Source organism: Streptomyces luomodiensis, from assembly GCF_031679605.1.
GTDB lineage: Bacteria > Actinomycetota > Actinomycetes > Streptomycetales > Streptomycetaceae > Streptomyces > Streptomyces luomodiensis.
Genome location: NZ_CP117522.1, coordinates 8,808,054 through 8,823,734, shown reverse-complemented (window position 1 = coordinate 8,823,734; position 15,681 = coordinate 8,808,054). Strand labels below are relative to the sequence as shown.

The 15,681-nt window shown below is 71.8% G+C and carries 15 protein-coding genes; 6 read left to right on the top strand and 9 right to left on the bottom strand.

Annotated elements, in window-relative coordinates; genetic code table 11:
* Positions 1-21 precede the first annotated feature (21 nt).
* From PS467_RS37075 to htpG, 4 genes are all read left to right on the top strand, one after another.
* On the top strand, positions 22-210 hold the full coding sequence (locus PS467_RS37075) for a hypothetical protein (protein WP_268976048.1): 189 nt from the start codon (positions 22-24) through the stop codon (positions 208-210).
* A gap of 129 nt (positions 211-339) precedes the next feature.
* On the top strand, positions 340-786 hold the full coding sequence (locus PS467_RS37070) for a nitroreductase family deazaflavin-dependent oxidoreductase (protein WP_311038919.1): 447 nt from the start codon (positions 340-342) through the stop codon (positions 784-786).
* Between the two features lie 144 nt (positions 787-930).
* Entirely contained in the window at positions 931-1,086 is a 156-nt protein-coding gene (locus PS467_RS37065) for a hypothetical protein (RefSeq protein ID WP_268976046.1), read from the top strand.
* A 158-nt stretch (positions 1,087-1,244) separates the two neighbouring features.
* Entirely contained in the window at positions 1,245-3,182 is a 1,938-nt protein-coding gene (gene htpG, locus PS467_RS37060) for a molecular chaperone HtpG (protein WP_311038918.1), read from the top strand.
* Between the two features lie 71 nt (positions 3,183-3,253).
* Here htpG and PS467_RS37055 read toward each other — a convergent pair whose 3' ends face one another.
* Entirely contained in the window at positions 3,254-3,904 is a 651-nt protein-coding gene (locus PS467_RS37055; protein ID WP_311038917.1) for a TetR/AcrR family transcriptional regulator, read from the bottom strand.
* A 59-nt stretch (positions 3,905-3,963) separates the two neighbouring features.
* Here PS467_RS37055 and PS467_RS37050 point away from each other — a divergent pair, with 59 nt between their 5' ends.
* The gene (locus PS467_RS37050; protein ID WP_311040073.1) at positions 3,964-4,908 is read left to right on the top strand and encodes a serine/threonine dehydratase; all 945 of its coding nucleotides are present in this window, start codon (positions 3,964-3,966) and stop codon (positions 4,906-4,908) included.
* A gap of 67 nt (positions 4,909-4,975) precedes the next feature.
* On the opposite strand, the gene PS467_RS37045 is transcribed toward PS467_RS37050, so the two are convergent.
* The 8 genes from PS467_RS37045 to PS467_RS37010 all read right to left on the bottom strand — a co-directional run bounded on the left by PS467_RS37045 (position 4,976) and on the right by PS467_RS37010 (position 14,285).
* On the bottom strand, positions 4,976-5,458 hold the full coding sequence (locus PS467_RS37045; protein WP_311038916.1) for a VOC family protein: 483 nt from the start codon (positions 5,456-5,458) through the stop codon (positions 4,976-4,978).
* Positions 5,459-5,638: 180 nt separating this feature from the next.
* A complete protein-coding gene (gene ulaA / locus PS467_RS37040; protein WP_311038915.1) occupies positions 5,639-7,198 on the bottom strand; it encodes a PTS ascorbate transporter subunit IIC in 1,560 nt (519 codons plus the stop codon).
* A gap of 22 nt (positions 7,199-7,220) precedes the next feature.
* Positions 7,221-8,066 carry a PTS sugar transporter subunit IIAB gene (locus PS467_RS37035; protein ID WP_311038914.1) on the bottom strand — a complete coding sequence of 282 codons (846 nt, stop codon included), beginning with the start codon at positions 8,064-8,066 and terminating at the stop codon, positions 7,221-7,223.
* 57 nt (positions 8,067-8,123) lie between these two features.
* Complete coding sequence (locus tag PS467_RS37030; RefSeq protein WP_311038913.1) at positions 8,124-9,710, bottom strand: sodium/solute symporter; 1,587 nt, start codon at positions 9,708-9,710, stop codon at positions 8,124-8,126.
* A gap of 330 nt (positions 9,711-10,040) precedes the next feature.
* Positions 10,041-11,342 (bottom strand): PucR family transcriptional regulator, encoded by a 1,302-nt coding sequence (locus PS467_RS37025; RefSeq protein ID WP_311038912.1) that lies wholly within the window; start codon positions 11,340-11,342, stop codon positions 10,041-10,043.
* Between the two features lie 187 nt (positions 11,343-11,529).
* Positions 11,530-12,366, bottom strand: a complete 837-nt coding sequence (locus PS467_RS37020) for a hypothetical protein (RefSeq protein ID WP_311038911.1) — start codon at positions 12,364-12,366, stop codon at positions 11,530-11,532.
* A gap of 172 nt (positions 12,367-12,538) precedes the next feature.
* Positions 12,539-12,967, bottom strand: coding sequence for a spore-associated protein A (locus PS467_RS37015; RefSeq protein ID WP_432280783.1), 429 nt, complete (start codon positions 12,965-12,967; stop codon positions 12,539-12,541).
* Between the two features lie 118 nt (positions 12,968-13,085).
* Positions 13,086-14,285, bottom strand: a complete 1,200-nt coding sequence (locus PS467_RS37010) for an MFS transporter (RefSeq protein WP_311038909.1) — start codon at positions 14,283-14,285, stop codon at positions 13,086-13,088.
* A 295-nt stretch (positions 14,286-14,580) separates the two neighbouring features.
* Here PS467_RS37010 and PS467_RS37005 point away from each other — a divergent pair, with 295 nt between their 5' ends.
* A complete protein-coding gene (locus tag PS467_RS37005) occupies positions 14,581-15,642 on the top strand; it encodes a mechanosensitive ion channel family protein (RefSeq protein WP_311038908.1) in 1,062 nt (353 codons plus the stop codon).
* The last annotated feature ends 39 nt before the right edge of the window (positions 15,643-15,681 follow it).

Below are 15,681 nucleotides of genomic sequence, written 5' to 3'. Positions count from 1 at the left end.
CACCTGGGTACCCGCGGGGTCATGAACACACATGAGCAGCCGTTGCTCACTCCCGATCTGCCGCCGGTCGTCGACGTACCGGACCTGACCTTCCCCGCTCGGGGACGTCGCTCCGACGACGCGAAGCGCACGGCGGAGCGGACCGGCGACAAGGAAGCCCGCACCTCCGCCCCCGCCCCCTCCCCCACGGGGCGGCGCCTGGCGGCGTGACGGCCGTCCCCCCGCGTCACCGCCCGACGGCCGGAGCCCGCCGGGATGATCTCGCCGGCCTTCCGTGTTGAGGATGAGCACGGGAGCACGTCAGGTGAGCCTTCACACAAGGGACAAGGGGACGGACACATGCCGCTTCAGGGTGAGTACGAGCCGAGCCCGGAGAAGTTCGTACGCGATCAGGTCGAGCTGATCGAGAGTTCCGGTGGCACCGAGGGAACGACCTTGCGGGGCAGGCCCGTGGTCGTCCTGACCACACGGGGCGCCAAGAGCGGAAAGCTCCGCAAGACCCCGCTGATGCGGGTGGAGCACCACGGCACCTACGCCGTCGTCGCCTCGCTGGGCGGCTCCCCCAAGCACCCGGTCTGGTACTACAACGTGCGGGCCGACCCCCGGGTCGAGCTGCGGGACGGCCCGGTGCGGCAGGACATGACGGCGCGCGAGGTCACGGGCGAGGAGCGGGACCTGTGGTGGGAGCGCGCGGTCGAGGCGTACCCGGACTACGCCGAGTACCAGACGAAGACCGACCGCCGGATCCCGGTCTTCGTCCTGGAGCCGGCGGCCGACGGGCACTGACCCGGGCAACCCGGCGCGGCCCACCGCGCCGGGCCCGCTGGAGTTTCCGCGGACCCCCGTGTGACACGCACCGGAGCATGGCTGTTTGATGGATCGGGTAGCCGGGAGCGTGACCCGGAATCCGTAACAAGGAAGTGCACGACCATGACCGCGACAGACAAAGCCGGCTTCGCGCCGATCTACGACAGCCTCGTGGCGGAACAGGGTGATGTTCCCGCCGAGACCCGGGAGGCGGCCGAGGAAATCCAGCGCGAGGCCGCCGAGGCCCTGGACTTCAGGACGGTCCGCCCCGGCGACTGACCCGGCCCGGCCCCGTCGTCGCGCGCCGTATCGCCGCGCCGCCCGAGCGGCCGTCCGTGATCTGCCCGGAAGGCCGCTCGGCACCCCTCACCTTCGATAAGCTGCTGATGACGCACCGTGCTTGATGGCGTCGACACTTATCTCACGAGGGGAAACAATTGACTACAGGGGTCGAGACTTTCGAGTTTCAGGTCGAGGCGCGACAGCTTCTGCAGTTGATGATCCATTCGATCTACTCGAACAAGGACGTCTTCCTGCGCGAACTCATCTCCAACGCTTCCGACGCGCTGGACAGACTGCGCCTCGAATCGCTCCGCGACCAGAACCTTCAGGCGGACACCTCTGATCTCCATATCGCCATCGAGATCGACAAGGAGTCGCGCACCCTGACCGTCCGCGACAATGGCATCGGCATGTCGCACGACGGAGTCGTGGAGCTCATCGGCACCATCGCGAACTCCGGCACCGCCAAGTTCCTCAAGGAGCTGCGGGAGTCGAAGGACGCGGCCGCCTCGGCGGACCTCATCGGGCAGTTCGGGGTGGGCTTCTACGCCAGCTTCATGGTGGCCGACGAGGTCACGCTGCTGACCCGGCACGCCGGGGAGAAGCAGGGCACCCGCTGGGTGTCCGACGGCGAGGGCACCTACACGATCGAACCGGTCGACGACGCCCCCCAGGGCACCTCCGTCACGCTGAAGCTCAAGCCGGAGGACACCGAGGACCACCTCTACGACTACGCCTCGCCCTGGAAGATCCGGGAAATCATCAAGCAGCACTCGGACTTCATCACCTGGCCCATCAGGATGGCCGCCGCCCAGCCCCCGGCCGGGACGGACGAGTCGGAGCAGAGCGAGCAGAAGGCGCCCGAGCTCGAGACCGTCAACTCGATGAAGGCGCTGTGGGCCCGTCCCAAGGACGAGGTCACCGACGACGAGTACCACGAGTTCTACAAGCACATCAGCCACGACTGGAACAACCCGCTCGAGACCATCCGCATGCAGGCGGAGGGCACCTTCGAATACCAGTCGCTGCTCTTCATCCCGGCCCGCGCCCCGCAGGACCTGTATATGCAGGACCGCAAGCGGGGTGTGCAGCTCTATGTCAAGCGCGTCTTCATCATGGACGACTGCGAAGCGCTGATGCCGGAGTACCTCCGCTTCGTCAAGGGTGTGGTGGACGCGGCGGACCTCTCGCTGAACGTCTCGCGGGAAACCCTTCAGCAGGACCGCCAGATCCAGCTGATGCGGCGCCGTCTGGTGAAGAAGGTGCTCTCGACGGTGAAGGACATCATGTCCTCCGACGCCGAGCGGTACACGACCTTCTGGAAGGAATTCGGCCGCGTTCTCAAGGAAGGTCTCCTCAGCGACCTGGAGAACCGCGAGGCGATCCTCGAGGTGTGTTCGTTCGCCTCGACCCATGACGCGGAGCAGCCGACCACGCTGCGCGGTTACACCGAGCGCATGAAGGACGGGCAGGAGCACATCTACTACATGACGGGCGAGTCCCGGTCGATCGTGGAGAGCTCGCCCCATATGGAGGCGTTCCGGGAAAAGGGCTACGAGGTGCTCGTCCTCACCGACCCCATCGACGAGCTGTGGGTCGACGCCGTGCCGGAGTTCGACGGCAAGCAGCTGCGTTCCATCGCCAAGGGCCAGGTCGACCTCGACTCCGAGGACGAGAAGGACGAGGCGGCGGAAGCCGAGCGGGAGCAGCGGCAGAAGGACTTCGCCGATCTGCTCTCCTGGATGACGACGACGCTGAGCGAGCAGGTCAAGGAGGTACGGCTGTCCTCCCGGCTGACCACCTCCCCGGCCTGCATCGTGGGCGACACCTTCGATGTCACCCCGGCCCTGGCGAACATCTACCGCTCCATGGGCCAGAGCCTGCCCGAGGTCAAGCGCATCCTGGAGCTGAACCCCAGCCATCCGCTGGTCAGCGGGTTGCGCGCGGCCCATGCCGAGCGCAAGGACGACAGCGGCCTCGCGGAGACGGCCGAGCTGCTCCACAGCATGGCGCTGCTCGCCGAGGGCGGTGAGCTGAGCGATCCGTCGCGCTTCATCAAGCTGGTGGCCGAGCGGGTGCAGCAGACGCTGTAGTCACAGCGGAACGCAAGCGAGGCGGGCCCGGTGTGGGCCCGCCCCGCCGTTTCCGGCCCGCCCGGCGTCGGTCACCGTCCCCGGCAGGCCGGCGCGGAGGCGTCGATCAGCTGGCGCAACGCGCCGTAGTAGACCTCGTGGTCGGTCAGCGCGGGCAGCACGGCGTCGAGGTGCCCGGTGAGGACGGGGAAGTCCTCGGGGTCCAGCACGGCCAGCGCGGTGCGCGCGGACGCCCTCGCCCGCTTCTGGTCCCGGTGGTCGACGAAGGCCACGGCGCCGAGGGTCAGCAGATACAGCCGCCGGTAGACCTCGATCGCCGCCTTCGGTGTCATTCCGGCGGCGACGCTGTGCGCCAGCTGCGGCTCGACCAGCCGGCTGAGCAGATGGGGGCCGAACCAGGAGCGGCCCGCGCGCAGCGCCACCAGCCCGGGGTGCTCGATGAGCACCTGGTAGAACCCGGTGAAACGGGCCTCGGTGGCCGCCGCCCAGTCGGTGTCCGGCGCCACCAGCGGCACCCGCCCGGCCACATGGTCGGCGCACGCGGTGAGCAGACCGTCGAAGTCGCCGCAGCGGCGGAAGACCGTGGCGTGCGAGACGCCGAGGCTCTGGGCCACTCTGCGGAAGCTCAGCGCCTCCGGGCCCTCCTGGTCGACGATCGACAGGGCCGCCTCGGCGATGGCGTCCAGGGAGGGTTGATCGGCTTCCGTGCGCTTACTTCTCACACACGCAGCGTACCAGTGGTTGTTACAGTGTATCTGGCGGTTGTTACCGTGTATCCGTGATGACTTATCGGGACGTACAGAAGGCGGCCGAGCGGGTCGCGGGGCAGGTCCGGCCGGTGGCGCTCGCGCCGGTGGACCCGGGCACATGGGGCGCGGCGGAGGGCTGGCTGGCCCTGGAGTACCTCCAGCACACCGGCTCCTTCAAGGCGCGCGGCGCGTACAACTTCATCAGCAGCCATGTCGCGGCGGGCGCCATGCCGGACGCGGGGGTGGTGATCGCCTCCGGCGGGAACGCCGGGCTGGCGTGTGCCTGGGCGGCGGCACGGCACTCCGCGCGCGCCACCGTGTTCGTGCCCGAGACCGCGCCCGCCGTCAAGGTCGAGCGGCTGCGCCGGCTCGGGGCCGATGTGCGTCAGGTGGGCACCGAGTACGCCGACGCGCTGGCGGCCTCGGAGAAGTACGCCGCCGAGACCGGTGCCCTGCGGTCGCACGCGTACGACCACCCGCTGATCGCGGCCGGGGCGGGCACCCTCATGGAGGAGATCCTCGCGGTCCGGCCGGACCTGGACACGGTGGTGGTGGCGGTCGGGGGCGGAGGGCTGTTCTCCGGTGTCGCGGCGTCCGCCCTGGAGCGCGGCGTCGGGGTCGTCGCCGTGGAGCCGCGCGGCAGCCGTGCGCTGAACGCCGCGCTGGAGGCGGACGCGGTGGTCGACGTCCCGGTGGACTCCGTCGCGGCGGACTCGCTGGGGGCGCGCCAGGTGTCCTCGACGGCACTGGAGTGGGCCCGCAAGGACGGGGTGCGGTCGGTCCTGGTGTCCGACGAGGCGATCGTCGCGGCGCGGCAGGCCCTGTGGGACGAGCGCAGGATCGCGGTGGAACACGCCGCGGCCACCGCGCTCGCGGCCATCACCTCCGGGGCGCACCGGCCGGGCCCCGCGGAGAAGGTGGCCGTGGTCCTCTGCGGGGCCAACACCGACCCCGGGGACCTGGTCCACGGCCGGTAGCGGCACACCGGCGGGCGGGCCCGTACGGCATCCGGACAGGCTGCCGCACGGGACCCGCCCCGGCCGGCTACCCGCCCTCGTACGCCGTCCGCAGCGCGGCGATGTCGAGCTTGCCCATCGCCATCATCGCCTCGGTGGCCCGCTTGGTCTTCTCCGGGTCGGGACCGCTCACCATGTCGATGAACTCGGCGGGGACGACCTGCCAGGAGACCCCGAACCTGTCCTTCACCCAGCCACAGGGCCCCTCCTCGCCGCCCTCGGAGAGCCTGCTCCAGTAGTAGTCCACCTCCTCCTGGTCGGCGCAGTGGACCTGGAAGGAGATGGCCTCGCTGAAGGTGAACTGCGGGCCGCCGTTGAGCCCCACGAACTTCTGCCCGTTCGCCTCGAACTCGACGGTCATCACGGACCCCGCCGGGCCGCCGGGCTCGACCCCGGTGTAGCGGGCGATCCGTCCGAGCCGTGAGTTCTTGAAGATCGACACATAGTGCTGTGCCGCCTCCTCGGCCCGGCCGTCGAACCACAGGCATGTGGTGAATCCGTCGCCGGCCATCGGTACCTCCTGCGCTGGGGAGCGTTTACCCATACCGACCGCTCCCGCGCCGCGAACTCATCGGTCCCGGACCGGCCGATGTCGGGCGGCCCGGTCCGCCGAGGCCGGCCGGGTCTCCCGCCCGGCCCGGTGGCCCCGGTTCCGGTCTCCGGACGGGGCTGCCGGGGGCGACGCGGTGGATCAGGGGGCGGGCGGGGGCGCGGGGGCGCCCGCGGGTGGCGGGATCTTGGCGTAGGCGGCCGGGGCGCTGCCGGATTCGGCCCCGGCGGGCGCCGCCGCGCTCTCGCGCGGCATCAGGGCGTCGCGCGCCGCGCCCGGGTCCCAGCCGGTCTCGACCACCCGCTTCTGCACCCAGATCGCGGCCCCGAGGACCGCGAGGCCGAGCAGCAGGACGACGACGAGGCCGGCCGCGCCACCGGCCTTGCCGGCGTTGCCGATGAGCGCGCCGAACCAGCCGAAGTCGGCGTCGCCGAAGGTGGTGTTCTGGTCGCCGAACGCACCGAGCACCTGGAGCAGCAGGGCGGGGAGGAAGGTGATCAGCAGCCCGTTGAGGAACGCCCCCACGACCGCGCCGCGCCGGCCGCCGGTCGCGTTGCCGTAGACCCCGGCCGCGCCGCCGGTGAAGAAGTGCGGCACCAGGCCGGGCAGCACCAGGGCGAGGCCGAAGGCGGGGTTGAAGACCCAGGTGAGCAGGGCCAGGCCGATCAGTCCGCCGGTGAAGCTGGCGATGAAGCCGATCAGCACCGCGTTCTGCGCGTACGGGAAGACGATGGGCGCGTCCAGCGCGGGCAGGGCGCCGGGGACGACCTTCCGCGCGATCCCCTGGAAGGCGGGGACGAGCTCACCGAGGATGGTCCGGACACCGAAGAGGATCACCGCGACCGCGATGCCGAACTGGAGTCCCTGCATCACGGACTGCATCAGATAGTTCCCGGTGCCGGTGGCCACCCCGCCGGTGCCCGCGGCGAACGCCTTGAAGGCGGTCCGCTGCCCCTCCTTGACGAGATAGAGGACCGCCAGGACCAGGTAGATCAGCAGCATCGACAGGGCGGTGGCCACCATCGAGTCGCGCAGGAAGCGCAGCCCCTCGGGGAGCTTCATCTCCTCGGTGGAGCGGCTGCGCTTGCCGACCACCTTTCCGGCCGCCCCCGCCACGATGTAGCCGGCCGTGCCGAAGTGGCCGATGGCGACGGTGTCACTGCCGGTGACGCGCTTGGTCCAGGGGTGCGCGAAGGCGGGCATCGCGACCAGCATGATGCCCAGCAGCACACCGCCGGTGGCCACCACGGCGACGGTGGAGCGGCCGCCGTCTGCCAGCACCACGGTCAGCAGCGTGGCCATGAAGAGCATGTGGTGTCCGGTCAGGAAGACATAGCGCAGCGGGGTGAACCGGGCCAGCAGCAGGCTGACCACGAAGCCCAGGATCATCAGCCAGGCGACCCGTGAGCCGAACTGGTCCTGGGCGATGCCGACGATGGCCTCGTTGGTGGGGATGACCCCGTGGGCGCCGGTGACGCCCTGGATCATGGTGCCCAGTGGTGCGAGGGAGTCGGTGACCAGCCCCGCTCCCGCACCGATCAGCAGAAAACCGAGTGTCGCCTTGATGGCGCCGCCGATGATCTGCCCGGCGCTCTTCTTCATCGCGATGAGTCCGACGGCGGTGATGATGCCGATCAGATACGCGGGTTCGCTCAGAATCTCGTTGACGAGAAACGTGGCGGGGGTGACAAGCCGGCCCATGGTGATTCCTTCGTCCCCGTCGTCAGACGTCGTACGTGTCCCGGAGCACCGCGTCCACCTCGGCGGTGCTGGTGAAGTCCTGGACGACCTTCACCGGCCGTCCCACATCCCCCAGCGTCCTGGCGATCTCACGGGAGGTGAACAGGGCCACGGCCTCGGATGCCTTGCCCTTCGCGGAGATGGTGTCGGTGGCCTCCACGGTGACGAACCGCGACCAGCCCCAGCGGTCCAGCACCTGCTCCAGGGTGTTCTTGAGGAACAGGCTGGTGCCCACGCCGTTGCCGCAGACGGTGAGGATCTTGTGCAGCGAGGCCGCGCGGGGCCCGGCGGCGGACGGCTCGGGGACGGCGGACGCCCCGGTGGCGGCGGGCTGCTCGGGGGCGGCGGGCTGCTCGGTCGTCTCGGAGCCGTCCGGCGTCCGCTCCCCGGCGAGGGCGGCGCGCAGCGCCTCCGGGGTGGGCGCGGCGGCGAGGGCGGCCGCGGTGGCGGGGTCGCTCAGGAGCCGGGCCAGGCCGGCCATCGCGGAGGTGTGCGCGGCGGAGTCCTGGGCGGCGAGGGCGACGACCAGGGTGACGGGGTCGTTGGACTCGTGGCCGAATGCCACGGGCTCGGCGAGCCGGACCCAGGACATCCCGGTGGCGAGCACCGCCGGGGACGGCCGGGAGTGGGCGAAGGCCAGCCCCGGCGCGATGACGATGTACGGCCCGTTCTCCTCGACGTTGGCGACCATCTCGCGGGTGTACTCATCGGTGGTGACGCCCGTCTCCACCATGAGACGCCCGGCGACGGCTATCGCCTCACGCCAGTCGGCCGCCCGGACGTCGAGCCGGACGGCCTCGGCGGGAAGCAGGTCTTGCAGGTCTTTCATGCGGGTCATCTTGCCTGACATGGCTCTGTCACACAGCCCCCGGGGGCTCCCGTCGCGTCAGCCAGTGTGCACCGCGTGGGGCGCGTCGCCCCGCGCGGGGTCCGGGGAGTGCCGTGTCCGCCGTCCGGTACGGGAGCCGAGCCGGCCGAGCAGAAAGCCGGCGGGGATGGTGATCAGGCCCGGGTTGCGCAGCGGGAACCAGTGGAAGTCGCGCTCGGGGAAGACCGCGAGGGGGTCGCCGGAGATCGCCGGGGAGAAGGCCATGGCGAGGGCGGTGAGAGCCAGCCCCCCGTACAGCGCCCAGCGCAGTCCGCGCACCGTGAAGCCGCGCCACAGGGTGCCGTAGAGCACGACCGGCAGCAGGGCCGAGGCGGCGGCCGCGAAGGTGAAGGAGATCAGGACGTGCCGGTTCCAGTGCTGGGTCGCGATGGCGAGGACGACGGCCACGACGCCGACCGCCACGATGGCCGCACGGGCGGCGGCCAGCTCCCGGTTGGCCGGGAGCCCGCCCTTGAAGACGGCCGCCAGGACGTCATGGGCGAGGGAGGCCGCGGCGGCCAGGGTGAGTCCGGCGACCGCGGCCAGGGTGGTGGCGACGACCGCGCAGGCCACGACGGAGAAGAGCAGGCTGCGGTGGGCCGACTGGGCGGCCGGGTCCAGGGCGAGGGTCAGCAGCAGCAGCGCGTCGCTGCCGGTGGGGTCGGAGGCGCGCAGGGCGCGGGCGCCGACGATCGCGGTGGCTCCGGCACCCGCGATCACGATCAGCCCGAGGATGGTGGTGACCGCGCCCACCGCCCAGGCGGTGGCGGCGCGAGCGGCCCGTACCCCGCGGATCGGATGGAGCCGCATGGTGAGGTGGGGCATGCAGGCCGCGCCGAGGACGAGGGTGAGCTGGACGCTGATGATCTCCAGCCGGCCGCTGAGGGAGTCGCCGTACTGGCCGCCGGACCGCCAGAAGCCACCGCCGTGGCCGCCGGCGTCGGCCGCGGCGTCGAAGAGGGCGGCCGGGTTCCAGGAGAAGCGCCGCAGCACCAGACAGGCGAGCAGGACGAACGCGGCGAACAGCAGCACCGTCTTGAGGATCTGGATGAAGCCGGTGCCCTTCATCCCGCCGAGGGCGGCGTAGCAGACCATGAGCGAGCCGATGAAGACGATGCAGCCGGTGACCGCGCCGCTTCCGGGGATGCCGAGCAGCAGCGCCATCATGGCCCCGGCGCCGTTGAGCTGGACCAGCAGCAGCGGCATGGTGACCGCCAGCACCACGACGGCGGTGCCGGTGCGGGCGGGGCGTGTCCCCAGCCGCTCGGAGAGGACGTCGCCGAGCGTGAACTGCCCCCGTCCGCACAGCGGTCCGGCCAGGACCAGCATGAACAGCAGGAGGGAGAGCACGGTGGACGAGGCGATGAGCACCCCGTCGAGCCCGGCCATGGCGATGGTGCCGGTGGTGCTGAGCACGGTGGCGGCGGAGATGTAGTCGCCCGCGATGGCCAGGCCGTTCTGCATCGGGCCGAGCGTGCCGGTGCCGAGGTAGAACTCGGTGGGGTCGTCATGGCCGGTGGCGGCGAGGATGCAGAGCAGGAACGAGACAGCCGTGAAGCCCGCGAAGAGCACGAACGCGAGCGTTCTGGGGTCGACGAAGCTCACCGCTCCCCCTCCCCCGAGGCGGTGGACCGGCGGTGGGACCCCCGCCACGGTGCGCGCCGCACCGGCGAAGGCGGCGCCGTGGGGCGGGGCGGCGGCGCCGTGGTGCGGCGGGCGGGACGGGACCCGACGGGCGGGCCCCAGGGGTGGTCGTGATCGGACATGTCGCGGCTCCTTGCGCGGGTTCCGTCCCCTGTCGCCGGGACGGGACCGCCACGACAGCAGGCCGGCACGGTCGCGTACAGCCCAACCGGCGGACCGTGTGCCGGGCGCACACGGCCGGCCGGGGACCGTTGTGCGCGCCCACATCCGCTCAAGGCCGGGCGGGTGCTCCTAGGACGCCAGCAGCCGGTGCGCGGACAGCGCCAGCGACAACTCCATGACCTCGCGCGGATGGTCCAGTGCACGCCCGGTCAGCTGCTCGTAGCGGCGCAGCCGGTTGAGCACCGTATTGCGGTGGCAGAACAGCAGCTCACCGGCGCGGCGCGCCGATCCGCCGGCCTCCAGCCAGGCGTCCAGGGTGGTCAGCAGCAGGTCCCGGTCGGCGGGTTCCAGCGCCAGGACCGGGCCGAGCATCCGGTCGGCGAGCGCGGAGCCGAGGTCCGGGGCGGACACCACCAGCGCCTCCGGATAGCGCTCGTCCAGCAGCGCCGCCTCCCCGGCGGCGGGTCGGGTGCGCAGCGCCGTATCGGCGAGCCGGCGGGCCGTGTTCACCGCGGCGAGACCGGTGACGGCGGGGCTGACTCCGGCCCGTCCGCCGGGCGGCACCACCAGGTCGCGGACCAGCTGCTCGGTGCCGGCGTCGCCGAGCAGCACGATGGCGTGGGCGGTGGCCTCGGCCGTGTGCCAGACCGTGCGGAGTCCGCCGCGCACCTTCGCCGGATGCGGGGCCCGGGACGCGGCGTCGGCGTCCTTGACGGCCACGACCGCGTAACGTCCCTGTTCGGGCAGGCCCAGGACCTCCTCCGCCTCGGGGAAGTCGCCGACCCGGGCGGTGCCGTCGAGCAGGGCCGCGACGAGGATCCGGTAGCGGTTCTCCCGGTGCCAGGCGAGCTGCCGCTCGACCTCCTGGTACGCCTTGGCGACGAGGGTGCAGTGCTCGTCGACGAAGTTCCACACGTCGGCGGCGACATGGACCAGCGACCGGGCGCCGAGCGGGTCCTCCTTCGAGGCGGTCTCCAGGAGCTGCTCCCACACGACGGTGCAGCCGATGCGGTAGGCGTGCAGCAGCGCGTCCAGCGGAAAGCCCTGGGCGGCGCGGTCGGTGCCGATCCGCCAGGAGCAGGACCTGGCCGATTCGCGGGTCTCCTTGGGGTGCACCAGGGAGCGCACATTGTTGCTGAGCGAGTCGTGGACCTCGCGCCACACCTCGTGCGGATCGAGGGAGGGGGACCGGTAGGCGGGCTCCCGCTCCTTCATCAGCGCGACGATACGGTCCGTCAGCCGTGGTACGTCCGCCAGGAGTACGCGGGCGGTGCGGTGCAGCAGCGCCACGGTCTCGGCGTCGGCCCGCGACCGGACCGGCGGGCGGGCGGCGGGCATCCGGGGCGCCGTGCGGACCCGGTCGGCGGACAGGCGGGGGGCGGGGCGGCCCGGGGCGGGGACAAAAGCGCGGGAGCCGGTGACTGAGTGCATGACATTCCTCCACCTTTGACGGGCACGGCGCGGCCCGACGCCACGGCGTGAGGCCACGGCCGGGCTCGATACCCAAACCTGCTCCGCTATTGCACCATCGACATACCGATGGGTCGGTGGCTTCCGTGAATTCCGCTATCGGCCCGGCGCGGGACGGCGCGCGGCCGCGGCCCCGGGTGCCGGGGCGTCATCGGCCCGCTTCCAGCACGTCGTGGCGGCGCAGTGCCTCCGTGGCCGCCCTGCGGCCGGCCTGGGCGAAGGTCGTCGGGCCGGAGTCGGTCTCGCTCCACCGCGCGTCGCGGAGCCGGACCCGGAAGGCGACCGTGGGCATCCTGCGCGTCCCGAACGCGCACAACGTCTCGTGGACACCGCGCTCGAAGGCGTCGGCGAGCTCGTACGGAAGACGGTCCTCGTCCAGCGCCGAGACGAACTCGAAGAGCACCCCGGAGCCGGCGGCCGGCGGTTCGAAGTCGGCGGTGGCCACGGCGTACCCACCGCAGCCGCCCACGGTCGCCATGCGGACGTGGATGTCGCGGAAGGTGCCCCGGGCCGCCACCGGCCGGGCCAGGGGCACGTCGTGCTCGGGCGCCCGGTGGTCGGTGGTGCGCGGCGGGGGCCAGTGGAGGAGGTACGGGCGCGGACGGACCCGCGCGTGGAAGCAGCGGTCCAGTTCGAGGGCGGCCCGGCGCCCCGCCCAGGCGAAACCCGCCTCGGTGGACTCCCCCTCACACCAGCGCGCGTCGCGCAGCCGCACCCGCACCGCGTACGCGGGGACGCCACGCCATGACCACTCCGCCAGCTTCGCCAGCACCCCCTCGCCGAAGGCCGCGCCGAACCGGGGCGGCAGTTCGGCGTCCGGTACGTCGTTGACGAAGACGGCGGCGGGGTCCGCGTCGTGCGGCAGGGGTTCGACGTCGGCGGAGGCGAGGGCGTACGGCCGCACTCCGCCCTCGCTCGACACCAGCGCCTGCACATCGCGGAGGGGGCGTTTGAGGCGATGGGGGTAGTCGCGGACACCGGGCATGCGGCCACCGTACCGGGGTCCCGGGGATACGGTGTTCGACGGCGACGACTTCTCGGTGGTCGTCCACGCACGCCACCGACCTCACCGAGGGTCAGCCACCGAGCGCCGAAGTCCACCGGACACGGCCGCGGCGGCCGCCCCGAGAGGCGGCCGCCGCTCCCCCGTCGCCGTCCTACCAGCCCTTGGTCACGCGGTGCGCCTTCAGGGCCGCGCAGTTCGATCCGTAGGTCCAGGTGGACTGGTTGTCGATGCCCCCGGCCCAGTCCACGCACTTGCCGCGCCCGTCGCCGTACACGGGCCCCGCGTACGAGGTGTACGCGCCGCCGTCCTCGGCCGACTCGTCGGCGCCCTGCACATACAGGTAGGCGAACATCGGAACCGCCTTGCCCGTGGTGTTCCGGACGGTGACCACGCAGTTCTTGCCCTTGGCGGAGTTGTAGGTGAGGAAGACGGTGCCCTTGGTGCCGATGGGCGCCGAGTTCACCACCTTGTACCCGCTGCCGCAGACCCCGTTGTACGCGGCCGTGGCGGCGGCCGACGCCTGCGGCGTGAGGGCCACGGTGCCCGCGACGGCGGTGGCGAGAACCGCGGTGGCGGCCATACGGCGAGAAAGATTCATTTGTCCCCCTTAATGATTCTTCATGGGTGTAGGCGCTGTTTGCGTCTGCCTAGGGAGACATGCGGGGGTCGTGGATGGTTGTACGGGATCGGGCGTCGCCTCAGCGGCCGGGCGCCCCGGCCGGGCGCAGCCGCAGCCGCAGCAGCGTGGCCGCGGCCAGCAGGGCCACACAGCCGGTGAAGATCAGCCCCGCGGACCGCAGTCCGACCGCGACCGACAGCGCCCCCACGCCGATCACCGGAATCGAGAGCGCCAGGTACATCAGGACGAACAGGGCGGAGGTGACCTCGGCGCGCCGGTCGGCCGGGCTGTGCTCGGTCACCACCCGTACGGCCGCGTGGAACGACAGCCCCTGCCCCGTCCCCGCGACCACGGCCCCCAGCACCAGCAGCGCCAGCGACGCGATGGCCAGCGAGGCGGCGATGGTTGCCATACCGGCCACCAGCACCGCGCATCCCCCGGGCAGCGACCGGTCCGGGCCCAGCCGCCGGCCCAGCGCCTGCCCGCCGATCGAGGCGGCGAACACGGAGAACGCCACGGCACCGGCGACCGCGAGGTTGCGCTCCCCCTCCACCTCGCTCAGGAACGTCGGCGAGACCGAGGTGAACAGGCCCAGCGTGGCGAAGCCCGCGAACCCCGCCATGGCCGCGGCGGCGAACGTCGAGCGCATCTCCTTGGGCACCCGCATCCGCTGTGGCCGCAGCGGCGGGCGCCCCCGTCTCCGTACGGTCTCCGGGAGGGCGAGCACCCCGGCGGCGGCCACCGCCACCAGCGCCAGGTCCACCACGAACACCAGCCGCAGCGGCGCCGGGGCGTACTGCGCCGGCACGCCCGCCAGCAGCGGGCCGACGCCGAGGCCGCCCAGGTTGGCGGCGGTCGCGACGAAGGTGGCGCCACGGCGCCGGCGCGGCGGTGCCAGCTCGATCACGGTCACGGTGCCGGTGCCGGTGGCCAGGCCCGCGGACAGCCCTGACAGGACGCGGCCGGTGAACAGCTGGGGCAGCCCGCCGGCGAGGAGGAAGCACACCGCGCTCAGGCCCGACAGCACCAGCGCGGCCAGCAGGACGGGCCGGCGCCCGATGAAGTCGGACACATGGCCGAACAGCAGCAGCGCGGCGATGACCCCCACCGCGTAGACGGCGAAGATCACCGTGACCATGAGCGACGAGAAGCCGAACTGCCGCTGATAGAGGGAGTACAGCGGGGTGGGCAGGGTCGTACCGCACATCGTGACCACGAAGGCGTAGGCGGCCACGAGGAACGGCCATCCCCGGTCCACGTCGTTACGGCGCATGTCCATGCGGCCCGATTCCACCATAAAACGGATGTGCGTCAACCCAGGTGACGCGCCGCCACCCGCCCTGGCGGGTTACGTGCGGTGCCGGCGCATCCCGTCGTGGGGCCGTCACCGCATGCGGCAGGATGGCTCCTTGCGCCGGAGCCGTACACATGTGCCCCGGTGCCGCCCGTACAACCCAGGCACGAGCAGGTGACAACAACGTGACCAGACGGAATTCCAGACCGGAGGCCGCACCGACGACGGCGGGCCGCACGGCCGGTTCTGACCCGCTTTCCGGCATACCGGGCGGTGGCCGATGAACCGGGCACTCACCGTGCATGACGTCATCGTCGTCGGGGCGGCGCTGGTCTGCGGCGCGGCGGCGGGTGTGCTGCTGCGCCTGGGCTTGCGCTGGCTGGGCGAACGGGCCCGGTCCACCCGGTGGAGCGGCGACGACATCATCGTGGACACGCTGCGCTCACTGGCGCCGTGGGCGGCGATGGCCGCCGGTGTCGCCGCCGCGGCCGCCGCGCTGCCGCTGACCCCCACGGTCGGACACGACGTCGATCAGGTGCTGGTGGCGGTGCTGATCCTGGTCACCACGGTCACGGCGGCGCGGGTGGTGGCCGATCTGGTGCGCTCGCTGGCGCTGTCCCGCTCCGGGGTGGCGGGAACGGCCACCATCTTCGTGAACATCACGCGGATCGCCGTGCTGGCGATGGGTGTGCTGATCCTGCTGGAGACGCTGGGCGTCTCGATCGCGCCCCTGCTCACCGCGCTGGGCGTGGGCGGTCTGGCGGTCGCCCTGGCCCTCCAGGACACCCTGGCCAATCTCTTCGCGGGCGTGCACATCCTCGCCTCCAAGACGGTGCAGCCCGGCCACTACATCCGGCTCAGCAGCGGGGAGGAGGGGTACGTGGTCGACATCAACTGGCGCAACACGGCGGTACGACAGCTGTCGGACAACCTCGTCATCATCCCGAACGCCAAGCTCGGCAACACCATCATGACCAACTTTCACCAGCCCGAGCAGCAGATGTCGGTCATGGTGCAGGGCAGGGTCGGCTACGGAAGCGATCTGGATCACGTCGAGCGGGTGACCGTCGAGGTGGCCGGGAAGGTGATGGCCGCCGTCGAGGGCGGGGTCGTCGACCACGAGGCGAGCGTGCGCTTCCACACCTTCGGAGAGTCCGGCATCGACTTCTCGGTGTTTCTGCGGGCCCTGGAGTTCAGCGACCAGTACCTCATCAAGCACGAGTTCATGAAGGAGCTGCACCGCCGGTTCCGGGCCGAGGGCATCGAGATCCCGCTGCCCACCCGTACGCTCGTCCTGCCGGACCAGGACCGGCCGCCGCTGCCGGGCCGGCCGGTGATCTGACCCGCCTCCCCGCGCCTCCCGCGCCTCACACGGTTTACG